Genomic DNA, 22,965 nt, shown 5'->3' on the forward strand with positions numbered 1-22,965 from the left:
CATGGACATGAGCGTGGTGGCGGTGGGGCGGGAGGACGACAGTCCGGTCGAGGAGCCGTTGCGGGTCGCGGTGCTCGCCGACCGGCTCGGATACCGGGAGGTGTGGGCGGGCGAGGGGCCGACCTGGGACGCGTTCGTGCTGGCGACGGCGATCGGCGCGGCCACCGAGCGGGTCGCGCTGACGGCCGGGCCCGTGCCGGTGAACGTGCGCGATCCGCTGACCGTCGTCCGGGGCGCCGCCTCCACCGCGGCCCTCACCGGCCGGCCCGTCGGCGTCGCCCTCGGCACCTCCAGCAAGCGGGTCGTCGAGGGTGTGCACGGCCGGCCGCGCACCCGGCCCGCCGCGACCCTGGAGGAGTCGGCCGCGGCCGTGCGGGCGCTGATGGAGAGCGTGCCGGGCGAGCCGGTCGTGCCCGGCAGCGGCTTCCGGCGCCGGCTGCCGCCGCCCGGCGGGACGCTCACCGTCGCCGCGTTCGGTGAGCGCGCGGTCGCCGCGGCCGTCGGGCACGCCGACCGGATGCTCCTCGACCTCGTCTCGCCGGGGCAGGTGCGGATGCTGCGGGCGCGGATGCTGGCGGCCGCCGAGAAGGCGGGGCGCACCCCGCCGCGGCTGGCCGCCTGGCTGCCCGCCGCCGTCGACCCGGAGCCGGAGTCGCTCACCCAGATCCTGCGCGGCGTCGTCGGCTACCTGCCCGTACCGGGCTACAGCGACATGTTCGTCGACGCCGGGTTCGCCGAGGTCGTCGAACTGGCCGTCAAGGGAGCCGACCGGGACACCCTGCTGCGGGCCCTGCCGCCCGAGGCGGCGGGCACGGTCGCCCTCGTCGGCGACGCCGCCACCGTCCGCGCCCGCGTCGACGCCTACGCCGAGGCCGGCCTGGACGAGATAGCCCTCGTCCCGGCCACGGCGGGCGACCCGGCCGGGGAGCGCACCCTGACGGCCCTCAAGCCGGAGTGAGGCTCCCCAGGGCCCCGGTCAGCCGCCGTACGCGCCCGAGGCCGTCAGCCGCAGCGCCGTGTCGATGAGCGGCACGTGGCTGAAGGCCTGCGGGAAGTTGCCCACCTGGCGCTGCAGCCGCGGGTCCCACTCCTCGGCCAGCAGCCCGAGGTCGTTGCGCAGGGACAGCAGCTTCTCGAACAGCCTGCGCGCCTCGTCCACACGGCCGATCATCGCCAGGTCGTCGGCCATCCAGAAAGAGCAGGCGAGGAACGCGCCCTCGTCGCCGGGCAGGCCGTCCACGCCCTCGTCGCCGCCGGAGGTCGGGTAGCGCAGGATGAAGCCGTCCGGCGTGGACAGCTCCCGCTGGATCGCCTCGATGGTGCCGATGACCCGCTTGTCGTCCGGCGGCAGGAAGCCCACCTGCGGGATCAGCAGCAGCGACGCGTCCAGCTCCTTCGAGCCGTAGGACTGCGTGAAGGTGTTGCGCTCCTTGTCGTAGCCGCGCTCGCACACGTCCCGGTGGATGTCGTCGCGCAGCTCCCTCCAGCGCTCCAGCGGGCCGTCGGCGTCGCCGGACTCGATCAGCTTGATCGTGCGGTCGACGGCGACCCAGGCCATCACCTTGGAGTGCACGAAGTGGCGGCGCGGGCCGCGCACCTCCCAGATGCCCTCGTCCGGCTCCTGCCAGTGGTCCTCCAGGTAGCGGATGAGCTTCAGCTGCAGCAGCGAGGCGTAGTCGTTGCGCGCGAGGCCGGTCATGTGGGCCAGGTGCAGGGCCTCGGTGACCTCGCCGTACACGTCCAGCTGGAGCTGGTGCGCGGCGCCGTTGCCGACCCTCACCGGGGCGGAGTTCTCATAGCCCGGCAGCCAGTCCAGCTCCGCCTCGCCGAGTTCGCGCTCACCGGCGATGCCGTACATGATCTGCAGGTTCTCCGGGTCGCCCGCCACCGCGCGCAGCAGCCACTCGCGCCAGGCGCGGGCCTCCTCGCGGTAGCCGGTGCGCAGCAGCGAGGACAGGGTGATGGCCGCGTCGCGCAGCCAGGTGTAGCGGTAGTCCCAGTTGCGCACGCCGCCGATGTCCTCCGGCAGGGAGGTGGTCGGCGCGGCGACGATCCCGCCGGTCGGGGCGTACGTCAGCGCCTTCAGCGTGATCAGGGAGCGGACCACGGCCTCGCGGTAGGGGCCGTGGTACGTACAGTGGTCGACCCACTCGCGCCAGAAGTCCTCCGTCGCCTCCAGCGACTGCTCCGGCTCGGGCAGCGGCGGCGGCTGCTTGTGCGAGGGCTCCCAGGAGATCGTGAACGCGATCCGCTCGCCCGGCGCGACCGTGAAGTCCGAGTAGGTCGTCAGCGACTTGCCGTACGTCTCGACGGATGTGTCGAACCACACGGAGTCGGGGCCCGCGACGGCCACCGTGCGCCCCTCGTGCTTGTGCACCCACGGCACCACCCGCCCGTAGGAGAACCGCATGCGCAGCGCCGAGCGCATCGGCACCCGGCCGGAGACGCCCTCGACGATCCGGATCAGCTGCGGGGCGCCGTCGCGCGGCGGCATGAAGTCCGTCACCCGGACCGTGCCCCGCTGGGTGTCCCACTCGGACTCCAGGATGAGCGAGTCGCCGCGGTAGCTGCGCCGGGCCGCGGTGGGCGGCTCCTGGTCGGAGGCGTGCGCGGGGCCGAGCCGCCAGAAGCCGTGCTCCTCGGTGCCCAGCAGGCCGGCGAAGATGGCGTGCGAGTCGAAGCGGGGCAGGCACAGCCAGTCGACTGTCCCGTCCCGGCAGACCAGGGCAGCGGTCTGCATGTCTCCGATGAGTGCGTAGTCTTCGATGCGCCCGGCCACGTGCAACTCCAGTCGAACGGCCACGTCACCCCGCAAGGGGGCTGTCGCTAGTGCGGTCAAGGGGGGTTTCAGCAGGTCTTGCAATGCGTCGTTGAGCGATGAAGCAAAACAGTTCACTCGGCCGTGACGCAAAGCGCCAATTGTCGCTCAACGAACTGACGAGCTCACGTTGTTCCGGTGCTTACGGGCGGGGGGTGGTGCCGTTGGGCCGGACGGGCTCGGCAGCGAGTGTCCGAGCAGGATACGACGCACGCGGATGTTCCGGGTGCCCGTCGCGACAAGGCGGGTACGCCGAACGAGTGAGCAGCGGGTGAGAGGCGGGTGAGGATGATCGCCCCGTGTCGGAATGTGCGCGGAGCGTGGCCGGAAGCCATCACCTCGCGGCGCTGATACGCTGGTAGCCCGTGGACCGGTGGGCGTCTGACCCCCGAACCGCACCTCCAGATCGCGACCACGGGAGCCCCCTCTTGGCCATGCCCAATTCCACGACGACCAAGCACATCTTCGTCACCGGGGGTGTCGCCTCCTCGCTCGGCAAGGGCCTCACGGCCTCCAGCCTCGGCATGCTGCTCAAGGCCCGGGGCCTGCGCGTCGTGATGCAGAAGCTCGACCCGTACCTCAACGTCGACCCCGGCACGATGAACCCCTTCCAGCACGGTGAGGTGTTCGTCACCAACGACGGCGCCGAGACCGACCTGGACATCGGCCACTACGAGCGCTTCCTCGACCGCGACCTCGACGGCTCCGCCAACGTGACCACCGGCCAGGTGTACAACACGGTGATCGCCAAGGAGCGGCGCGGCGAGTACCTGGGCGACACCGTGCAGGTCATCCCGCACATCACCAACGAGATCAAGCACCGCATCCGCCGCATGGCGACCGACGAGGTCGACGTCGTGATCACCGAGGTCGGCGGCACGGTCGGCGACATCGAGTCGCTGCCGTTCCTGGAGACCGTCCGCCAGGTCCGGCACGAGGTCGGCCGTGACAACGTCTTCGTCGTCCACATCTCGCTCCTGCCGTACATCGGCCCCTCGGGTGAGCTGAAGACGAAGCCCACCCAGCACTCGGTCGCGGCCCTGCGCAACATCGGTATCCAGCCGGACGCGATCGTGCTGCGCTGCGACCGCGAGGTGCCCACCGCGATCAAGCGGAAGATCTCGCTGATGTGCGACGTCGACGAGGCCGCCGTCGTCGCCTGCCCCGACGCCCGCTCGATCTACGACATCCCCAAGACCGTGCACGGCGAGGGCCTGGACGCCTACGTCGTCCGCAAGCTGGACCTGCCGTTCCGCGACGTGGACTGGACGACCTGGGACGACCTGCTCGACCGCGTCCACAACCCCGACCACGAGATCACCCTCGCCCTGGTCGGCAAGTACATCGACCTGCCCGACGCCTACCTGTCGGTGACCGAGGCGCTGCGCGCCGGCGGCTTCGCCAACCGGGCGCGCGTGAAGATCAAGTGGGTCACCTCCGACGACTGCAAGACCCCGGCCGGCGCCGCGGCCCAGCTCGGCGACGTCGACGGCATCTGCATCCCCGGCGGCTTCGGCGAGCGCGGGGTGAACGGCAAGGTCGGCGCCATCCGCTACGCCCGCGAGAACAAGGTGCCGCTGCTCGGCCTCTGCCTGGGCCTGCAGTGCATCGTGATCGAGGCCGCGCGGAACCTGGCCGACATCTCCGACGCCAACTCCACCGAGTTCGACCCCGCCACCAGCCACCCGGTCATCTCCACCATGGCCGAGCAGATGGACATCGTCGCCGGTGAGGGCGACATGGGCGGCACGATGCGGCTCGGCATGTACCCGGCCAAGCTGGCCGAGGGTTCGATCGTGCGCGAGGTGTACGACGGCAAGGAGTACGTCGAGGAGCGCCACCGGCACCGCTACGAGGTGAACAACGCCTACCGCGCCGAGCTGGAGAAGAGGGCGGGCATCCTGTTCTCCGGCACCTCGCCGGACGGCAAGCTCGTCGAGTACGTCGAGTACCCGCGCGACGTCCACCCCTACCTGGTCGCCACGCAGGCCCACCCGGAGCTGCGCTCGCGCCCGACGCGCCCGCACCCGCTGTTCGCCGGGCTCGTCAAGGCCGCGGTCGAGCGGAAGACTTCGAAGTAACACACCAGTTGTACGGTGGCCGGGGTGCATCCCTTCAAAGGGTGTGCACCCCGGTTTCGTTTCCGCAGGTCGTGTTGGGTACGTGGAAGGACAGGCATGACGATCAAGGACACCCCGGAGGAGTGGGAGATCCGGGCGACGGACACGCCCTTCGTGGGCAACAAGACCTCCGTCCGGACCGACGAGGTGGTCATGCCCGACGGCACCGTGGTCGGCCGCGACTACCAGGTCCACCCCGGCTCCGTCGCCGTCCTCGCCCTCGACGAGGCCGACCGCGTCCTGGTCCTGCGCCAGTACCGCCACCCCGTGCGCCACAAGCTGTGGGAGATCCCGGCCGGACTGCTCGACGTCCCCGGCGAGAACCCGCTGCACGCCGCGCAGCGCGAGCTGTACGAGGAGGCGCACGTCAAGGCCGAGGACTGGCGGGTGCTGACCGACGTCTACACCACCCCCGGCGGCTGCGACGAGGCCGTGCGGATCTTCCTCGCGCGCGATCTGTCCGAGGCCGAGGGCGAGCGCTTCGCGGTCGCGGAGGAGGAGGCCGACATGGAGCTCGACCGGGTGCCGGTCGAGGAGCTGGTCCGGGGCGTGCTGGCCGGCGACCTCCACAACAACTGCCTGGTGGTGGGCGTCCTGTCGCTGGTCGCCGCGCGGGCCGGCGACGGCCTGGACGCGCTGCGCCCGGCGCAGGCGCCGTGGCCCGCGCGTCCGTTCGAGGCGTAGCGTTCCGCCGGGAGGGCCGCGACGGGCCGGGCGGGCCGCCGGCCGGGTGCGCCGGCGTGGCCGGGACGCGCGGTTCCCCGCGCCCCTGCCGAGGCGCCCACGACGCGACCGGTCCTACGATCTGCTGATCCGATCGGGGGAAGCGCCCGCCGTGCCACCGCGCTCCGCCCGGAACGTTGCAGAGCGTGAACTAGGCTCTGAGCACGCCCGAACCGGAGTCCCGGCGGGCTCGCAGGTGCGGTGGGACGGGAGTGTGGCCCGTGACGGATCAGGTCGTGGAGACAGACGACGTGCGGCTGACCGGGCGCGCCGCCGCGAAGCACCAGTTCCTGGGCCGCACACGGGAGTTGAAGGAACTGCGCGCCGACATCGAGCGCGCCGGACTGGACACCCTCGCGGGCCGCAAGGCCCCCCGGGCGCGCGTGCTGCTCATCGCCGGCCGCCCCGGCTCGGGCCGCACCGCCCTCGCCGGGGAACTCGCCCGGCAGGTCGCCGACGGCTACCCGGACGGCGTGCTGCGCGCCCGCCTCACCGACCCCGACGGCACCCCGGTACCCGTCGAGCGCGCCGCCCGCGACCTGCTCGCCGCCCTGGACGAGCAGGCCCCGGCCGGGGCCTGCGAGGACGACCTCACCGACGCCCTGCGCACCGCCCTGGCCGACCGGCGCGTCCTGCTCCTGCTGGACGACGCCGCCGACGCCGAGCAGGTCGACGCGCTGCTGCCCGACTCGCCGGACTGCCTGGTCGTCGCGGTCTCCCAGGGCCCGCTCACCGGCATCTCGGACGTGCGCCCCTGCACCCTGGGCGGCCTGGACGCCAAGTCCGGGGTGGAACTGCTCTCCCGGCACACCGGCTCCGTCCGCATCACCGTCGACCCCCGGGCCGCCGAGGGCCTCGCCGAGGAGTGCCAGGGACAGCCCGCCGCGCTGATGCTGGCGGGCGGCTGGCTCGCGGCCCGGCCCCAGGCGGCCGTCTCCGACCTGGCCAAGCAGCTGCGCGCCGAGGAGCCCGAGGGAACCGCCCTCACCCGGGTCTTCCGGCTCGCCTACGCCGCCCTGCCCGCCACCGCCGCCCGGATGCTGCGCCTGCTCGCCCTCGCCCCGGCCGGATCGGTCGACCCGCAGGTCGCCTCCGCGCTCGCCGGCTGCTCCGTCGGCACCGCCCGCACCACCCTCGACGACCTCGTCGCGCTCGGTTTCCTGCACGCGGTGGACTCGCCGCTGCCGCAGTACGAGGTGCCCGGCTGCCTGCACGGCCAGCTCCGCCTCCTCGCCCGGCACCACGAGCGCCCGGCCGAGCTCCAGCTGGCCCGTGCCCGCATGCTGGAGCGGACCGTGCGGCTGCTCCAGGCCTGCCGGGCGATCACCGAGACCGACAACGCCCAGGCGCGCCAGAAGCTCCTCGACATGCCGCGGGCGCTGCGCTTCCCCACCCCGCGGGCGGCCGCCGAGTGGCTGCGCCTGACCCGGCCCGCGCTGCTCGCCGCGGCCCGGCTCGCGGTCGCCGACGGGGAGCTGGACACCCTGGCCCGGCGGCTGATGTCCCAGCTGGTCCGGGCCATGGTGGCGCACGTCGGGACCCGGGCGGCCGCCCCCGACCTCTACGTCGTGCACCGCCTGGTCCTGGACATCGCCGAGCGCCGCGACCTGCCCCGGGAGCGGGCCGCCGCCCTGCTGAACCTCGGCGACCTCGACGCCCGCACCGGCCGCACCGCCGAGGCCCTGGCGCGCTACCGGGCCGCGCTGGACGCCGGACGCGAGGTGAACGACACCTACGCGACCGGCCGCGCGATGGAATCCGTAGGGGGCGCACACCTGGAGCTCGGCGACTTCGACCGGGCCGCCGACTGGTTCGGGCGGGCCCTGACCGAGCGGCTGGCCCGGGGCGAGCGGGCGGACGCCGCCCGGCTGTACGGGCGCATCGCCGCCGCCCACACCTTCGCGGGCCGTTACGGCGAGGCCCTGCGCAACTGGCGCTCGGCGATCGCCGGGCACCGCAAGAACGGGGACGTGGCCGCCCAGGCGCGGGCGTTGAGCGAGCTGGCCCGGGTCCAGGAGTACGCGGGCCGTCCCGAGGAGGCGCTGCGCACCTGCCGGGAGGCCGTGGAGTGGGCCCGGCGCGCGGAGGACACCCGGCTGCAGGCCGCGCTGCACCTGCGGGTGGCCGACACTCTCGACCGCCTCGGTGACCCCGCCTCGGCCGGGCTGCACCGGGGCGCCGCCGAGCGGATCCTCGGCGATGAAGACCTGCAAACCGCACCCGACGCCTGCGAAATCCGTACCGCATCCGCTGAAGATTGATGCAATGGAAGGCTAGACAGCGGGAACACCTTCATTAGACTGGCTCTGCCGCACGTTCTCCTGCGGTCTCTCCCGGTGTGCCCGTGCGTGCCCGGGTATGTGTAAGAAATACTCCCCCATACCCTCTGAGCCAAGGACCGTGATCGACGTGAAGGTCGGCATCCCCCGCGAGGTCAAGAACAACGAGTTCCGGGTGGCCATCACCCCCGCCGGCGTGCACGAGCTGGTGCGCCACGGCCACCAGGTCGTCGTCGAGCGCGACGCCGGTGTCGGCTCCTCGATCACGAACGAGGAGTACGTCGCCGCCGGCGCCCGGATCCTCGACACCGCCGACGAGGTGTGGGCCACCGCCGACCTGCTGCTGAAGGTCAAGGAGCCCATCGCCGAGGAGTACCACCGCCTCCGCAAGGACCAGACGCTCTTCACCTACCTGCACCTGGCCGCCTCCAAGGAGTGCACGGACGCCCTGCTGGAGTCCGGCACCACGGCCATCGCCTACGAGACCGTCGAGCTGCCCAGCCGCGCGCTGCCGCTGCTCGCCCCGATGTCCGAGGTCGCGGGCCGGCTGGCCCCGCAGGTCGGCGCCTACCACCTGATGCGCGCCAACGGCGGCCGCGGGGTGCTGCCCGGCGGTGTCCCCGGCGTGCTCGCCGGCCGCGCCGTGGTCATCGGCGGCGGCGTCTCCGGCTGGAACGCCGCGCAGATCGCCATCGGCATGGGCTTCCACGTGACCCTGCTCGACAAGGACATCAACAAGCTCCGCGAGGCCGACAAGATCTTCGGCACGAAGATCCAGACCGTCGTCTCCAACGCCTTCGAGCTGGAGAAGGCCTGCCTGGAGGCCGACCTCGTCATCGGCGCGGTGCTCATCCCCGGCGCCAAGGCCCCGAAGCTGGTCACCAACGAGCTGGTCTCGCGGATGAAGCCCGGAAGTGTCCTTGTCGACATCGCGATCGACCAGGGCGGCTGCTTCGAGGACTCCCGCCCGACCACCCACGCCGAGCCGACCTTCCAGGTCCACGAGTCGGTCTTCTACTGCGTCGCCAACATGCCCGGCGCGGTGCCCAACACCTCCACCTACGCACTGACCAACGCCACGCTGCCCTACATCGTGGAACTGGCCAACCACGGCTGGGTGGACGCGCTGCGCCGCGACCCGGCGCTGGCCAAGGGCCTCAACACGCACGACGGCAAGGTCGTTTACCGCGAGGTCGCCGAGGCGCACGGCGTGGAGCACGTGGAGCTGTCCTCGCTGCTCGGCTGACCCCTCGGTCGAGCCCTCCACCCGCACGCGACGGCCGGTAAGTCGGCTAAGTCATCGACCGGCAAAGGCGATACGTCAACACGTGTCGTCAACGCCGCGCATCAGGCCGGACCTTGCCCGACAAGGTCCGGCCGGATGTGTGTATGGTCACTTCGCGATTCTCGGGCAACTCGCCTCGAACGTAACCCTTCAACCGATTCGCACACCGGTGAAACCTGCCGTGCGACGGCCGTACGCCCTTGACAGCGGGATGTTTCATTGCCGACACATCGGGCCGGGTCCGGCGGATTGTGTTGCTGCGGACGCCCGACACGCCATAGAGTCGCCAACCGTCGGCATGGTGCCACGCTGACCTGTCTAGAAGTTTCCTGGTCACCAAGGAGGTAAGACGACTTGTGAATGAGTCGACATTTTCTCCCGGGGGTGGTCAACCAGGAATGCCTGCACGGGGCCAGGGGCCCGCGGGGTTCGAGGCTGTCGGCTCCGTCGCTGTGCGCACCTTCGCAGCCCACCAGAGTCAGCAGGCGACTCACACAGCACACCAGAAGATGGATGGCCATCACGTGAACGCCATGGCCGGCGACGGAAGTGGCGCGCCCCACAACCACTTCGCCGACTACGACGAACTGCCCGAGGGGCACTTCTACGACCCCGACGCGGAGTACGAGCCGGATCCCGAGTACGCGGCCACTCTCGCGCCCGACGCGGCCCGACAGCGCCGGGAGCGCATCGGCCCGACCGGGCGCCCGCTGCCGTACTTCCCGATCCCGGGCCCGCTGACCGACCACGGACCCGCGAAGATCATCGCGATGTGCAACCAGAAGGGCGGCGTCGGCAAGACCACGTCGACCATCAACCTGGGTGCCGCGCTCGCGGAGTACGGACGCCGGGTCCTGCTCGTGGACTTCGACCCGCAGGGCGCGCTGTCGGTCGGACTCGGCGTCAACCCGATGGAGCTCGACCTCACCGTCTACAACCTGCTCATGGAGCGGGGGATGGCGGCCGACGAGGTGCTGCTGAAGACGGCGGTCCCCAACATGGACCTGCTGCCCAGCAACATCGACCTGTCGGCGGCCGAGGTCCAGCTCGTCTCCGAGGTCGCCCGCGAGTCGACGCTGCAGCGCGCCCTGAAGCCGCTGCTGGACGACTACGACTTCATCGTCATCGACTGCCAGCCCTCGCTCGGCCTGCTCACGGTCAACGCCCTGACGGCCGCGCACAAGGTGATCGTGCCGCTGGAGTGCGAGTTCTTCGCGCTGCGCGGTGTGGCGCTGCTGACCGAGACCATCGAGAAGGTCCAGGAGCGGCTCAACCCCGACCTGGAGCTCGACGGGATCCTCGCCACGATGTACGACTCGCGCACCGTGCACAGCCGTGAGGTGCTCGCGCGTGTCGTCGAGGCGTTCGACGATCACGTCTACCACACGGTCATCGGGCGCACGGTCCGCTTCCCGGAGACCACGGTCGCCGGTGAGCCGATCACCACGTACGCCTCCAACTCCGTCGGTGCCGCCGCCTACCGCCAGCTCGCCAGGGAGGTGCTCGCCCGGTGTCACGCCGAGTGAGTCTGCCGGGGGCCGACGAACTCTTCCGTACGACAGGGGGGATGGGGCTGCAGCCGTCCACGCCCAGGCGCCAGGCCAACGGCGACGCCCGGGTGCCCGCCCCGGCGGGCGAGGGCGACGCGGCGGCGGCAGCGGAGGACGCACCGCAGTCGGTGCCCGCGCAGGGCGGCGACGGCGAGGGCGCGGAGCATGTCGCGGCGGACGCGGATCCGGCCGAGGCCGGGGAGTCCCGCAGCCGCTCCGGCCGCCGGACGGCGGCGCAGGAAGGTTCTGCCGCCGCCGCGGCGGCGCCCCGCAAGCGCGGGCGGGCCGCTGCGCGCCGCCCCAGTGGCCGTGAGCGGCACGACGAGAAGATCACGGTGTACGTGTCGGCCGAGGAGCTCATGGACCTGGAGCACGCCCGTCTCGTGCTGCGCGGTGAGCACGGCCTGGCCGTCGACCGCGGGCGCATCGTCCGCGAGGCCGTCGCCGTGGTCCTCGCCGACCTGGAGACCCGCGGGGACGCCAGCATCCTCGTACGACGACTGCGCGGGCGGTAGCGGTAGCCTGCGGGGGCCATGACCTCGAACGCTCCCCCTCCACCACCCGGCGGCCCGGCCGGCCGCCGGCGTGCGCTGGGGAGGGGGCCGGGGGTTGTGCAGGCCGAGCCGGCGGGGCCTGCCGCGGCGCCCGCCGAGCAGCCGGCGGCGGAGCCGGACCCCGAGGCTCCGGCCGCCGCCGCGCCGGACCCGGCCGGACCCGGCGGGACGCACGTCGCCATCACCGGGCCGGACAGGACGTCCGACGGGGCCGCAGGTGCCGGTGTGCCGTCCACAGCGGTGCCGCCACCGGTGCCGCCGCGGGAACCGGCCGGGCCGGGGGCGGTGGCTGTCCGGGACCGTCAGGAGCGCTCGGCCGGGCCGACGGCTCCGGGACGGGGCGGTGCGGCCGTTTCGCCGACGGCTCCGGAAACGGGCGGTGCGGCCGTTTCACCGACGGTTTCTCTCCCGGCTTCCCCGTCGGCTTCCCTCCCGGCTTCCAGGGCGGCGGAGGACGCGTCCGCCCGGGGCGCCGGGCGTCCGGGGCCCGGGCGCCCCGAGGCCGCGGGGGAAGACGCCGACGGCACGGTCTTCAAGGTCCGGCTCGCCAACTTCGAGGGCCCTTTCGATCTGCTGCTGCAGCTGATCTCCCGGCACAAGCTGGACGTCACCGAGGTCGCGCTGTCGAAGGTGACCGACGAGTTCATGGCGTACATCCGGGCCCTCGGGCCGGACTGGGACCTGGACGAGACGACCGAGTTCCTGGTCGTCGCCGCCACGCTGCTCGATCTGAAGGCCGCCCGGCTGCTGCCCGCCGCCGAGGTGGAGGACGAGGCCGACCTGGCGCTGCTGGAGGCCCGGGACCTGCTGTTCGCGCGGCTGCTGCAGTACCGCGCGTACAAGCAGGTCGCCGACATCTTCAACGATCGCCTGGACGACGAGGCCCGGCGCTACCCCCGGACCGTCGGGCTGGAGCCGGAGCACGCCGAGCTGCTGCCCGAGGTCGTCATCAGCATCGGGGCGGCAGGGTTCGCCCGGCTCGCCGTGAAGGCGATGCAGCCGAAGCCCAAGCCGCAGGTGTACGTCGACCACATCCACGCCCCGCTGGTCAGCGTCCAGGAGCAGGCGGGGATCGTGGTCGCGCGGCTCCGGGAGCTGGGCGAAGCCAGTTTCCGCACCCTCGTGGCGGACACCGACGACACCCTCACCGTCGTCGCGCGGTTCCTCGCCCTGCTGGAGCTGTACCGCGAGAAGGCCGTGGCGCTGGAGCAGGAGACCGCGCTCGGGGACCTGCTCGTGCGGTGGACCGGCGGGGACGGGGACGAGGCGCCGACCGTCACCGACGAGTTCGACCGGCCGCCCGAGCCGCCGAAGGAGGAGAGGACCCCGTGAGCCGACAAGCCGGCGAGACCCCGGCCGGGCTGCGCGACGTGACCGGCCTCGACCTGAAGCCCGCCCTGGAGGCCGTGCTCATGGTCGTGGACGAACCCGCGACCGAGGAGCACCTGGCGAAGATCCTGGAGCGGCCCCGGCGCCAGATCGCCGACGCGCTGCGCGAGCTGGCCGACGAGTACACCGTCCAGGGCCGCGGCTTCGAGCTGCGGTTCGTCGCGAACGGCTGGCGGTTCTACACCCGGGCCGCCTACGCGCCCGCCGTCGAGCGCTTCGTCCTGGACGGCCAGCAGGCCCGGCTCACCCAGGCCGCGCTGGAGACCCTGGCCGTCGTCGCCTACCGCCAGCCGGTCAGCCGCAGCCGCGTCTCGGCCGTGCGCGGAGTGAACTGCGACGGCGTCATGCGCACCCTCCTGCAGCGCGGTCTGATAGAGGAGGCGGGCACGGAACCCGAAACAGGTGCGATCCTGTACAGGACGACGAACTACTTCCTGGAGCGGATGGGCCTGCGCGGTCTGGACGAGCTCCCGGAGCTCGCGCCCTTCCTCCCGGAGGCGGAGGCGATCGAGGCCGAGACCCAGGAGGGCGTACCGTCGTTCGACCCGGACGCGCCCGACGACGACGCGCCGGGCCGCCCGGTGAGCCCGGGGACCCACGACGAAGACGACCAGACGGAACTTTGATGCGAAGCAGCAGCGGCAGGAACAGCAGCGGAAACAACGGCGGGAGCCGTGGTGGCAACAGCGGCGGCCGCGGCGGGAGTGGTGGTGGTCGCGGCAACTTCCGCGGCGCCGGCAACAACCGCGACGACAAGCAGGGCAGCGGCCGTCCGAAGAAGCCGCGCCCGGAGGAGCGCCGCTACGACGTGGGCCCCGGGGCGACCAAGGACGGCCCCAAGGCCGGACGGGGCGGCGCGGCCCGCGGCGGCGCCAAGGGCGGGCCCAGGCAGCCCCAGCGGCCGGGCCGCACGGCCCCGGCGCGCCCCCGTGAGTACGAGGCGCAGATCGAGGAGCGCAACCGCGACCGGTACGCCGGGAAGAAGGAGGTCAAGCTCCCCAAGACCTTCCCCGGCGCCGAGCAGGAGGGCGAGCGGCTGCAGAAGGTCCTCGCCCGGGCGGGCTTCGGCTCCCGGCGCGCCTGCGAGGAGCTGATCGACGAAGCCAGGGTCGAGGTCAACGGCGAGATCGTCCTGGAGCAGGGCAAGCGCGTCGACCCGGAGAAGGACGAGATCAAGGTCGACGGGCTGACCGTCGCCACGCAGCGCTACCAGTTCTTCTCGCTGAACAAGCCCGCCGGTGTCGTCTCCACGATGGAGGACCCGGAGGGCCGGCAGTGCCTCGGGGACTACGTCACCAACCGTGAGACCCGCCTCTTCCACGTCGGCCGGCTCGACACCGAGACCGAGGGCGTCATCCTGCTCACCAACCACGGCGAGCTGGCGCACCGGCTGACCCACCCGAAGTACGGCGTGAAGAAGACCTACCTCGCGCACATCGTCGGCCCCATCCCGCGCGACCTGGGCAAGAAGCTCAAGGACGGCATCCAGCTGGAGGACGGCTACGCCCGCGCCGACCACTTCCGGGTCGTCGAGCAGACTGGCAAGAACTACCTGGTCGAGGTCACGCTCCACGAGGGCCGCAAGCACATCGTGCGCCGGATGCTGGCCGAGGCCGGCTTCCCCGTCGACAAGCTGGTGCGGGTCGCCTTCGGCCCGATCACCCTCGGCGACCAGAAGTCGGGCTGGCTGCGGCGCCTGTCCAACACCGAGGTCGGCATGCTGATGCAGGAAGTCGACCTCTAGGCCTTGTGACCGACGCACACCCCCTTTTATAGTCGTCGTGACTATTAAAGGGGGTGTTCGTCATGGCGCTCGTCAGGGACGGCTACGACAAGTACGCCCACGAGCCCTTCGCCGTCACCGCCGACCTCGCCGTGTTCACCCTCCGGGACGGCGACCTGCACGTGCTGCTCGTCGAGCGCGGGCAGGAGCCGTACGCCGGGCAGCAGGCCCTGCCCGGCGGGTTCGTGCGGCCGGACGAGTCCGCGGAGACGGCCGCCCGGCGCGAACTCGCCGAGGAGACCGGCCTGTCGGACGTCTCCGGGCTGCATCTGGAACAGGTGCGCACGTACAGCGAGCCCGGCCGCGACCCCCGGATGCGGGTCGTGTCCGTCGCCTTCGCCGCGCTGCTGCCCGACGCGCCCGAGGCGCACGGCGGCAGCGACGCGGCACGGGCCGACTGGGTGCCGTACGGCGCGGCGGGGCCGCTCGCCTTCGACCACGACCGCATCCTCGCGGACGCCCATGAGCGCGTCGGCGCCAAGCTGGAGTACACCTGCCTCGCCACCGCCTTCTGCCCGCCCGAGTTCACCCTCGGCGAGCTCCAGCGGGTCTACGAGGCGGTGTGGGGCACCCCGCTGGACCGGCCCAACTTCCGGCGTAAGGTGCTCGCCACCCCCGGCTTCGTCGAACCGGTCCCCGGTGCCGCCCGGCTGACCGGCGGCCGGGGCAAACCCGCCGCGCTGTACCGCGCCGGCGCCGCCACCACGCTCCACCCGCCGCTGCTGAGGCCGACTCCGGAAGGACGCCCCGCATGACCACCCTCGTCCACAAGCAGGCCGCCACCGGGGCGCTCACGGGTCTCGCCCTGGGGGACGCGCTGGGCTTCCCGACCGAGTTCGACGACGTCCCCTCGATCCTCGCCAAGTGCGGGCCGTGGCGGGAGACGGAGCTGCCGAGACCCGCGATCGTCACCGACGACACGCAGATGACGCTGGCGCTGGCGCGTGGCCTGCGGACCGCGATGGACCGCGGCGTGCTGGAACCCCGCGGCATGGCCGCCGCCGTCCGGCAGGAGTTCATCGCCTGGAACCGCTCCCCGGAGAACGACCGCGCTCCCGGCAACACCTGCCTGCGCGCCTGCGCCCTCCTGGAGCACACGGACCGCCCCTGGCAGGACGCCAGCCAGATCGCATCCAAGGGCTGCGGAGCCAACATGCGCGTCGCACCCCTGGGCCTGGTGCCCGGACTCAGCGACGAACAGCGCGCGGGCGCCGCCCAGCTGCAGGCCGCCCTCACCCACGGGCATCCGACCGCCCTGGCCGCCTCCGACCTCACCGCGCACGCCGTACGCCTGCTCGCCCGGGGCGCCGAGCCGACCGGGCTCGTCGGGCTGCTGCGGTCGTACGCCCTGGAGAACCGCAACCGGTACCACGAGCGCTGGCTCGGCGACTTGTGGAGGCGGGCTGAGGACGCCGGGCCCGGGCAGTTCATCGCCCGCGGCTGGGACGAGTGCCTGGCGATACTCGACCGGCTCCAGCACGCCGTACGGACCGTCTCGCCGGAGACCGACCCGTGCCTGGCCACCGGGGAGGGCTGGATCGCCGAGGAGGCGCTGGCGACTGGGCTGCTGTGTTTCCTGCTCTTCGTGGACGAGCCGGTCACGGCCCTGCGCCGGGCCGCCTGCACCGCCGGCGACTCGGACTCCATCGCCTGCCTCACCGGCGCCTTCGCCGGCGCGTACCGGGGCGCGGAGGCCTGGCCGGCCGAGTGGGCCGACCGGGTCGAGTACCGGACCGATCTGCTGACCCTCGGGGCGCACTGGGACGCCTGACCGTCAGACCAGGCGGACGGTGCCGCCCTCCACGGTGATCTTCTCGGCGGGCAGAGGGCTCGTCGCCGGGCCGTTGGCCACCGAGCCGTCCGCGACACGGAACCTGCTGCCGTGGCACGGGCAGTTGATCGTGCCGTCGGAGACCGACCCCAGCAGGCAGCGCTGGTGCGTGCAGATCGCCGAGAAGGCCTTGAATTGCCCCTGCTCCGGCTGGGTCACCACGACCTTCTCGTCCTTGAAGACGCGGCCGCCGCCCACCGGGATCCCGTCGGTGGAGCCCAGCTCCCGGCCCTGGCCGGCCGGGGTGCTCGTCGCCTGGCCGGTGGGGGAGTCCGCCGGCGAGGAGCCGCTGTCGTCGCCGCCCCCGCCGCAGGCCGTGACGAGTGCCGCCGCGCCCGTCGCGCCCGTGGCGAGGAGGACCGTGCGGCGCGTGGTCTCGTGGGTCATGTCGTCACTCCGAAGATGCATAGAGAGGGATAAAGGGAACTTCAATGCATGTCGGCTCTGAAAATACCCAAGGATCTGCAATCCGGGCGTCTCACCGGGCGGGCGCCGCGTACCCGGTCCGCGCGGGCTGACTAGGCTGGACGGACGCAGAGCGACACGCACGTCAGCAAGGAGCATCGCCGTGGCGGTACGAGCGGTCCGGGGCGCCGTCCAACTCGAACGGGACGAGGCCGGGCACATGGACGAGCAGGTCGGCGCCCTGCTCTCGGCCGTCCTGGAGCGCAACGGCCTCACCGCCGACGACCTGATCAGCATCTGGTTCACGGCCACGCCGGACCTGCACAGCGACTTCCCGGCGGCCGCCGCCCGCAAGCTGGGCATCGTCGACGTACCCCTGATCTGCGCCCAGGAACTGGACATCGAGGGCGCCATGCCGCGTGTCGTCCGGGTCCTCGCCCACATCGAGTCCGACCGGCCCCGCGCCGAGATCGCCCACGTCTACCTCGGCGCCGCGGCCGCCCTGCGCAAGGACATCGCCCAGTGAGAACCGCACTCGTCATCGGCACCGGCCTCATCGGCACGTCCGCCGCCCTCGCCCTGTCCCAGCGGGGCGTCACCGTGCACCTCGCCGACCCCGACCCGGAGCAGGCCCGTACGGCGGCCGCACTGGGCGCCGGGACGGACGAGGCGCCGGACGGGCCCGTCGACCTGGCCGTCGTCGCCGCCCCGCCCGCGTACGTGGCCGACGTGCTCGCCGACGCCATGGGACGCGGTGCGGCGCGCGGCTACCTCGACGTGGCCAGCGTCAAGGGCGGGCCGCGCCGCGAGCTGGAGGCGCGCGGTCTCGATCTGGCCGCCTACATCGGCACGCACCCCATGTCCGGCCGGGAGAAGTCCGGCCCGCTCGCCGCGAGCGGCGACCTCTTCGAGGGCCGCCCCTGGGTGCTCACCCCGACCCGGGACACCGACACCGAGGTGCTGAACCTCGCCCTGGAACTGGTCTCGTACTGCCGTGCCGTGCCCGTGGTGATGGACGCCGACGCCCACGACCGGGCCGTCGCGCTGGTCTCCCACATGCCGCACCTGGTCTCCAGCCTGGTCGCCGCGCGCCTGGAGCACGCCGAGGAGGCCGCCGTCCGGCTGTGCGGGCAGGGCATCCGGGACGTGACGAGGATCGCCGCCTCCGACCCCCGCATGTGGATCGACATCCTCTCCGCCAACCCCGGGCCGGTCGCCGACCTGCTCACGGACGTCGCCGCGGACCTGGAGGAGACCGTGCGGGCGCTGCGGGCCCTGCAGTCGTCCGACGACCACAAGCGGCGCGAGGGGGCCGACGGCATCGAGGACGTGCTGCGGCGCGGCAACGCCGGGCAGGTCCGCGTTCCCGGCAAGCACGGGTCCGCTCCGCGGACCTACGAGGTCGTGGCCGTGCTCATCAACGACCAGCCGGGGCAGCTGGCCCGGATCTTCGCGGACGCGGGGGCGGCCGGGGTCAACATCGAGGACGTGCGGATCGAGCACGCGACGGGGCAGCAGGCCGGACTGATGCAGCTGATGGTGGAGCCGAAGGCCGCGCCCGTGCTGTCCGCCGCGCTGCGGGAGCGGGGCTGGGCGATCCGGCAGTAGCCGGCGCCGGTGCGCAATCGGCGTGGGTGTCGGCGTCGCCGTCTGAGGCGGGTGCCACGGGGGTGGCCGGGCGCGTCGGCCGTCGTGCGCCGGGCGGCGCGGGTGTGAGCGGGGCCTCGTCAGCCGTGCGGCCCCGGCGCCGACGCGCGGCCGGACGAGTGACCCGCACGCAGTAACCTTGTGCGGGGCAGTCGCGCCCTCACCCCGCCAGCCCGGTTCAGGAAGGTCCCCACAGTGGAAAGCGCCACGCCAGTGATTGTCGCCATCGACGGCCCCGCCGGCACCGGCAAGTCGAGCACGTCGAAGGCCGTGGCGGCCCAGCTCGGGCTGAGCTACCTGGACACCGGCGCCCAGTACCGGGCGATCACCTGGTGGATGGTGAACAACGGCATCGACATCGACGACCCGTCCGCGATCGCGGCCGCCGCGGGCAAGCCCGAGATCGTCTCCGGCACCGACCCGGAGGCACCGACCATCACCGTCGACGGCGTGGACGTGGCCGGCCCGATCCGCACCCAGGAGGTCTCCTCCAAGGTCAGCGCGGTCAGCGCGGTGCCCGAGGTGCGGGCCCGGATCACCGAGCTGCAGCGCTCCATCGCGGCCTCCGCGACGCACGGCATCGTCGTCGAGGGCCGGGACATCGGCACGACCGTGCTGCCGGACGCCGACCTGAAGATCTTCCTCACCGCCTCCGCCGAGGCCCGCGCCGCCCGCCGCAGCGGTGAGCTGAAGGGCGCCGACGTGCAGTCCACGCGCGAGGCCCTGATCAAGCGCGACGCCGCCGACTCCAGCCGCAAGACCTCCCCGCTGGCCAAGGCGGACGACGCCGTCGAGGTGGACACCACCGAGCTCACGCTCGCCCAGGTCATCGAGTGCGTCGTCACCCTCGTCGAGGAGAAGCGGGCCGGGAAGTGACCGAGCTGCCTTCGGTGCGGGGCGCCGAGGTCGGGCGGCGCATCGGCGTCGGCCTGATGTACGGGCTGTGGAAGCCGCGCGTGCTCGGCTCCTGGAAGGTGCCCGCGACCGGCCCGGTGATCCTCGCGGTCAACCACTCCCACAACATCGACGGCCCGATGGTCATGGGCGTGGCGCCCCGGCCGACGCACTTCCTGATCAAGAAGGAGGCGTTCGTCGGCCCGCTCGACCCCTTCCTGACCGGCATCGGCCAGCTGAAGGTGGACCGCGACACCACCGACCGCACGGCGATCACCCGCGCGCTCGGCGTCCTGGACAACGGCGGCGTCCTCGGCATCTTCCCGGAGGGCACCCGCGGCGAGGGCGACTTCGCCTCGCTGCGCGCCGGGCTCGCCTACTTCGCGGTGCGCAGCGGCGCCCCGATCGTGCCGGTCGCCGTGCTGGGAAGTTCCGAGCGCCCCGGACGGTTGATAAAGGCGCTGCCCCCGCTGCGCTCGCGCGTCGACGTCGTCTTCGGGGAGCCCTTCGAGGCCGGCGACGGCAGCGGCCGCCGCACCCGCAAGGCACTCGACGAGGCGACCGGCCGCATACAGAAGCAGCTGGCCGCCCACCTGGAAAACGCCAGGCGCCTCACCAGGCGCTAGGCGACACTGAGTAGTGGATCAGCCCGCACCCGGCGGGCACTCCACCGACCACCACGATGAACGACGAGGTACGGACTTCATGAACGACCACATCCAGCCCGAGGGCGCGCACGAGCACGACCACGGGGCGCTCGGCGACGCCGAGTACGCGGAGTTCATGGAGCTCGCCGCGGAGGAGGGCTTCGACCTCGAGGACGTCGAGGGCGCGATCGAGGCGGCGGGTCACGGCCCGCTGCCCGTGCTCGCCGTCGTCGGCCGCCCCAATGTCGGCAAGTCGACCCTGGTGAACCGCATCATCGGGCGCCGCGAGGCCGTCGTCGAGGACAAGCCGGGCGTCACCCGCGACCGTGTCACCTACGAGGCCGAGTGGGCGGGCCGCCGTTTCAAGGTCGTCGACACCGGCGGCTGGGAGCAGGACGTCCTCGGCATCGACGCCTCCGTGGCCGCCCAGGCCGAGTACGCGATCGAGGCCGCCGACGCCGTCGTGTTCGTCGTGGACGCCAAGGTCGGCGCCACGGACACCGACGAGGCCGTCGTGCGGCTGCTGCGCAAGGCCGGCAAGCCGGTCGTGCTGTGCGCCAACAAGGTGGACGGCCCGAGCGGCGAGGCCGACGCGGCGTACCTGTGGTCCTTGGGCCTGGGCGAGCCCTACCCGGTCTCCGCGCTGCACGGCCGCGGTACGGGCGACATGCTCGACCAGGTCCTGGAGGTGCTGCCCGAGGCGCCCCGCGAGACGTTCGGCGCCGGCGGCATCGGCGGCCCGCGCCGCATCGCCCTGATCGGCCGCCCCAACGTCGGCAAGTCCTCCCTGCTGAACAAGGTGGCGGGCGAGGAGCGCGTCGTCGTCAACGAGCTGGCGGGCACCACCCGCGACCCGGTCGACGAGCTGATCGAACTGGGCGGCGTCACCTGGAAGTTCGTCGACACCGCCGGTATCCGCAAGCGGGTCCACCTCCAGCAGGGCGCCGACTACTACGCCTCCCTGCGCACGGCCGCGGCCGTGGAGAAGGCGGAGGTCGCGGTCATCCTGATCGACGCCTCCGAGACCATCTCGGTGCAGGACCAGCGCATCGTCACCATGGCCGTCGAGGCGGGCCGCGCGGTCGTCCTGGCGTTCAACAAGTGGGACACCCTCGACGAGGAGCGCCGCTACTACCTGGAGCGGGAGATCGAGACCGAGCTCGGCCAGGTCGCCTGGGCGCCGCGCGTGAACGTCTCGGCGCGCACCGGCCGGCACATGGAGAAGCTGGTCCCGGCGATCGAGACGGCCCTGGCCGGCTGGGAGACCCGGGTGCCGACGGGCCGGCTGAACGCCTTCCTCGGCGAGCTGGTCGCCGCCCACCCGCACCCGATCCGGGGCGGCAAGCAGCCGCGCATCCTCTTCGGCACGCAGGCGGGCACCAAGCCGCCGCGGTTCGTGTTCTTCGCCTCCGGCTTCATCGAGGCGGGGTACCGGCGCTTCATCGAGCGCCGCCTGCGCGAGGAGTTCGGCTTCGAGGGCACGCCCATCCACATCTCGGTGCGGGTGCGCGAGAAGCGCGGCAAGAAGAAGTAACGCGGCACAGCAGTGAGGGGCGGCCCCGTCGGGGGCCGCCCCTCACTGCTGTCCGGTGCGCGCTCAGACGCCGCTGCGCCGGCCCGGCGGCAGCGCGGCCGGCACGTGGTGCATCTGCGTGCCGGGCGAGCCGATGGTCCCGACCCGCTGCCACTGCGGCTGCTGCCCGGCGGCGTACCGGGCGCTCTGGGCACCTGCGCTGTAGGCACTGTAGGAGCTGCCGTACGACCCGCCGTACGAGCCCGTACCGTGCGGAATGTTCCCGAAGGCGGTGAAGCCCAGCTTCTCCTCGCCACTGCGGTCGCCGGGCAGCGCGCGGAAGGACTTGACGTACTCGGCGTAGAGCGCGTCGTAGATCGGCGTGGCCGATGGGCCGCCCTGGGAGTCCTGAGCCGACCGCGCGGAGGGGATCGACGAGAAGGACTGGCGGCGGGGAACCTCGTATGCGTGCACGTATGTCCAAACGACCTCGCGGGTCAAGGGATGCGGCTGCGGTTACGGCTTTCGCAGGGGTTTCGGGCCGCGCGGGTGACGTCGGCTCAGGTGCCGGCCAGCGGCAGGGCCGCCGCCACCAGCTTGCCGTTGGCGGCCGCCTTGTCCAGGGCGTCGCGGAGCAGGTCCTCGCGCGGCTGGCGGCCGATCGAGCCGACGGGCGCGGCGAACATCAGCACCTGCTGGTGCTTGTTGGCCGCCGACCGCCAGGCGTCGGTGACCTGCAGCGGCTGGTGCGCCTGCCACCAGGCCACCGGCTGGCCCCCGTTGCCGCCCGGCTGGAGCACCGCGTGCAGCTGCCCCACCGCGAGCAGCACCGACCAGCCGTGCAGCACCGGCGGCACGGCCGACAGCTCGGTCAGCGGCTGGAAACCCTGCTCGATCAGCAGCGGCAGGAAGTCGTCGCCGGAGCCGATCGTCCCGGGCCGGGCGATGGGCGCGGTCGGCTCCACCACCAGGGCCGGGTGCAGCTCACCGCCGATCAGCACGAGGCCGCTGGTCACGCCGAGCACCGCCTGCTCGGGCACCACCTTGTCGGGCTCCAGGTCGACGGTGTCGCCGCTGATGGACTTCACGGCGCCCCGGAGTTGCTCCTCGGTGACCTGGACGACCTGCGAGGGCAGGCAGCCGGCGTGGGCGAAGGCGAGGACGGCGGTCTCGTCCCCGATGAACAGGACGGTGCTGGTGCGTTCCTGTTCGGAGTCGCCCGGGGTGCGGCAGGACGTGCAGTCGTAACTGCCCGGGGCGGTCTCTCCGGCGAGCAGGCGGTCGGCTTCTTCGTCGCCGATCTCGGCGCGTACCTCGTCGCTGACGTCGAGCATGCGCGGCACGGGTGGCTCCCTCGGGGGTGCGGTGCGTGGCGAGGCCGGGTGGCTCCCGGCCCGTGGTCCGGGTCGGCCCCGGCTCATGAAGAAGACAACGGGCGATCTGTGGCGGGAGTCACGCCCCGGAGCGAACGGAATCGAACCAACCGGCGCACCGGGCCACCCTCCGCGCGGAACGGCGCACTCATCG

The 22,965-nt window shown here is 72.7% G+C and carries 21 protein-coding genes; 17 read left to right on the top strand and 4 right to left on the bottom strand.

From position 1 onward, the window contains the following. Window position 1: 1 nt before the first annotated feature. Complete coding sequence (locus ACIGAN_RS18175) at window positions 2-958, top strand: LLM class F420-dependent oxidoreductase (RefSeq protein WP_399858634.1); 957 nt, start codon at window positions 2-4, stop codon at window positions 956-958. Window positions 959-976: 18 nt separating this feature from the next. Here ACIGAN_RS18175 and ACIGAN_RS18180 read toward each other — a convergent pair whose 3' ends face one another. Beyond that, window positions 977-2,779 carry a glycoside hydrolase family 15 protein gene (locus tag ACIGAN_RS18180; RefSeq protein WP_365089765.1) on the bottom strand — a complete coding sequence of 601 codons (1,803 nt, stop codon included), beginning with the start codon at window positions 2,777-2,779 and terminating at the stop codon, window positions 977-979. Window positions 2,780-3,252: 473 nt separating this feature from the next. Here ACIGAN_RS18180 and ACIGAN_RS18185 point away from each other — a divergent pair, with 473 nt between their 5' ends. From ACIGAN_RS18185 to ACIGAN_RS18235, 11 genes are all read left to right on the top strand, one after another. Further along, the gene (locus ACIGAN_RS18185) at window positions 3,253-4,899 is read left to right on the top strand and encodes a CTP synthase (RefSeq protein WP_365089726.1); all 1,647 of its coding nucleotides are present in this window, start codon (window positions 3,253-3,255) and stop codon (window positions 4,897-4,899) included. A 96-nt stretch (window positions 4,900-4,995) separates the two neighbouring features. Then, window positions 4,996-5,622, top strand: coding sequence for an NUDIX hydrolase (locus ACIGAN_RS18190; RefSeq protein ID WP_365737223.1), 627 nt, complete (start codon window positions 4,996-4,998; stop codon window positions 5,620-5,622). 260 nt (window positions 5,623-5,882) lie between these two features. Then, window positions 5,883-7,922 carry a tetratricopeptide repeat protein gene (locus tag ACIGAN_RS18195; RefSeq protein ID WP_399858638.1) on the top strand — a complete coding sequence of 680 codons (2,040 nt, stop codon included), beginning with the start codon at window positions 5,883-5,885 and terminating at the stop codon, window positions 7,920-7,922. Between the two features lie 139 nt (window positions 7,923-8,061). Next, the gene (gene ald / locus ACIGAN_RS18200; RefSeq protein WP_309096549.1) at window positions 8,062-9,186 is read left to right on the top strand and encodes an alanine dehydrogenase; all 1,125 of its coding nucleotides are present in this window, start codon (window positions 8,062-8,064) and stop codon (window positions 9,184-9,186) included. Between the two features lie 437 nt (window positions 9,187-9,623). Next, the gene (locus ACIGAN_RS18205; protein WP_351365949.1) at window positions 9,624-10,751 is read left to right on the top strand and encodes a ParA family protein; all 1,128 of its coding nucleotides are present in this window, start codon (window positions 9,624-9,626) and stop codon (window positions 10,749-10,751) included. Beyond that, complete coding sequence (locus ACIGAN_RS18210) at window positions 10,736-11,290, top strand: hypothetical protein (protein ID WP_365089716.1); 555 nt, start codon at window positions 10,736-10,738, stop codon at window positions 11,288-11,290. Before ACIGAN_RS18205 ends, ACIGAN_RS18210 begins: the two co-directional genes overlap by 16 nt. 18 nt (window positions 11,291-11,308) lie before the next feature. Then, window positions 11,309-12,661: a segregation and condensation protein A gene (locus ACIGAN_RS18215; protein WP_399858643.1), complete on the top strand. Its 1,353-nt coding sequence runs from the start codon at window positions 11,309-11,311 to the stop codon at window positions 12,659-12,661. Beyond that, a complete protein-coding gene (gene scpB, locus ACIGAN_RS18220) occupies window positions 12,658-13,344 on the top strand; it encodes an SMC-Scp complex subunit ScpB (RefSeq protein WP_365089714.1) in 687 nt (228 codons plus the stop codon). The genes ACIGAN_RS18215 and scpB overlap by 4 nt, the downstream gene beginning before the upstream one ends. Further along, complete coding sequence (locus tag ACIGAN_RS18225) at window positions 13,344-14,462, top strand: pseudouridine synthase (RefSeq protein WP_399858645.1); 1,119 nt, start codon at window positions 13,344-13,346, stop codon at window positions 14,460-14,462. Before scpB ends, ACIGAN_RS18225 begins: the two co-directional genes overlap by 1 nt. Window positions 14,463-14,524: 62 nt before the next feature. After that, window positions 14,525-15,256 (top strand): NUDIX hydrolase, encoded by a 732-nt coding sequence (locus ACIGAN_RS18230; protein ID WP_399858648.1) that lies wholly within the window; start codon window positions 14,525-14,527, stop codon window positions 15,254-15,256. Next, window positions 15,253-16,272: an ADP-ribosylglycohydrolase family protein gene (locus tag ACIGAN_RS18235; RefSeq protein ID WP_399858651.1), complete on the top strand. Its 1,020-nt coding sequence runs from the start codon at window positions 15,253-15,255 to the stop codon at window positions 16,270-16,272. The genes ACIGAN_RS18230 and ACIGAN_RS18235 overlap by 4 nt, the downstream gene beginning before the upstream one ends. Before the next feature lie 3 nt (window positions 16,273-16,275). Here the strand turns inward: ACIGAN_RS18235 and ACIGAN_RS18240 are convergent, their stop codons facing one another. Continuing rightward, a complete protein-coding gene (locus tag ACIGAN_RS18240) occupies window positions 16,276-16,719 on the bottom strand; it encodes a Rieske (2Fe-2S) protein (protein WP_399858654.1) in 444 nt (147 codons plus the stop codon). A gap of 181 nt (window positions 16,720-16,900) precedes the next feature. Here ACIGAN_RS18240 and aroH point away from each other — a divergent pair, with 181 nt between their 5' ends. From aroH to der, 5 genes are all read left to right on the top strand, one after another. Continuing rightward, complete coding sequence (aroH, locus tag ACIGAN_RS18245; protein ID WP_365737207.1) at window positions 16,901-17,263, top strand: chorismate mutase; 363 nt, start codon at window positions 16,901-16,903, stop codon at window positions 17,261-17,263. After that, entirely contained in the window at window positions 17,260-18,345 is a 1,086-nt protein-coding gene (locus tag ACIGAN_RS18250) for a prephenate dehydrogenase (protein ID WP_399858657.1), read from the top strand. Before aroH ends, ACIGAN_RS18250 begins: the two co-directional genes overlap by 4 nt. A 252-nt stretch (window positions 18,346-18,597) precedes the next feature. Then, window positions 18,598-19,260, top strand: coding sequence for a (d)CMP kinase (gene cmk, locus ACIGAN_RS18255; protein ID WP_399858659.1), 663 nt, complete (start codon window positions 18,598-18,600; stop codon window positions 19,258-19,260). Further along, complete coding sequence (locus ACIGAN_RS18260) at window positions 19,257-19,904, top strand: lysophospholipid acyltransferase family protein (RefSeq protein WP_365737204.1); 648 nt, start codon at window positions 19,257-19,259, stop codon at window positions 19,902-19,904. Before cmk ends, ACIGAN_RS18260 begins: the two co-directional genes overlap by 4 nt. A 79-nt stretch (window positions 19,905-19,983) precedes the next feature. Further along, window positions 19,984-21,459 carry a ribosome biogenesis GTPase Der gene (gene der / locus ACIGAN_RS18265; RefSeq protein WP_365089691.1) on the top strand — a complete coding sequence of 492 codons (1,476 nt, stop codon included), beginning with the start codon at window positions 19,984-19,986 and terminating at the stop codon, window positions 21,457-21,459. Between the two features lie 63 nt (window positions 21,460-21,522). Here der and ACIGAN_RS18270 read toward each other — a convergent pair whose 3' ends face one another. Beyond that, window positions 21,523-21,912 carry a hypothetical protein gene (locus ACIGAN_RS18270; RefSeq protein WP_365737202.1) on the bottom strand — a complete coding sequence of 130 codons (390 nt, stop codon included), beginning with the start codon at window positions 21,910-21,912 and terminating at the stop codon, window positions 21,523-21,525. Window positions 21,913-21,998: 86 nt separating this feature from the next. After that, a complete protein-coding gene (locus ACIGAN_RS18275; protein WP_399858661.1) occupies window positions 21,999-22,781 on the bottom strand; it encodes a hypothetical protein in 783 nt (260 codons plus the stop codon). Window positions 22,782-22,965: the final 184 nt, after the last annotated feature.

It is taken from the genome of Streptomyces sp. NPDC085931, from assembly GCF_044540565.1.
Lineage (GTDB): Bacteria > Actinomycetota > Actinomycetes > Streptomycetales > Streptomycetaceae > Streptomyces.

Excerpts from the sequence above, each read along its gene's own strand:
- ACIGAN_RS18175 (WP_399858634.1), top strand. The coding sequence starts at position 2 with ATGGACATGAGCGTGGTGGCGGTGGGGCGGGAGGACGACAGTCCGGTC.
- ACIGAN_RS18185 (WP_365089726.1), top strand. The coding sequence starts at position 3,253 with ATGCCCAATTCCACGACGACCAAGCACATCTTCGTCACCGGGGGTGTC.
- ACIGAN_RS18190 (WP_365737223.1), top strand. The coding sequence starts at position 4,996 with ATGACGATCAAGGACACCCCGGAGGAGTGGGAGATCCGGGCGACGGAC.
- ACIGAN_RS18205 (WP_351365949.1), top strand. The coding sequence starts at position 9,624 with ATGCCTGCACGGGGCCAGGGGCCCGCGGGGTTCGAGGCTGTCGGCTCC.
- ACIGAN_RS18215 (WP_399858643.1), top strand. The coding sequence starts at position 11,309 with ATGACCTCGAACGCTCCCCCTCCACCACCCGGCGGCCCGGCCGGCCGC.
- ACIGAN_RS18225 (WP_399858645.1), top strand. The coding sequence starts at position 13,344 with ATGCGAAGCAGCAGCGGCAGGAACAGCAGCGGAAACAACGGCGGGAGC.
- ACIGAN_RS18230 (WP_399858648.1), top strand. The coding sequence starts at position 14,525 with ATGGCGCTCGTCAGGGACGGCTACGACAAGTACGCCCACGAGCCCTTC.
- ACIGAN_RS18235 (WP_399858651.1), top strand. The coding sequence starts at position 15,253 with ATGACCACCCTCGTCCACAAGCAGGCCGCCACCGGGGCGCTCACGGGT.
- ACIGAN_RS18240 (WP_399858654.1), bottom strand. The coding sequence starts at position 16,719 with ATGACCCACGAGACCACGCGCCGCACGGTCCTCCTCGCCACGGGCGCG.
- der (WP_365089691.1), top strand. The coding sequence starts at position 19,984 with ATGAACGACCACATCCAGCCCGAGGGCGCGCACGAGCACGACCACGGG.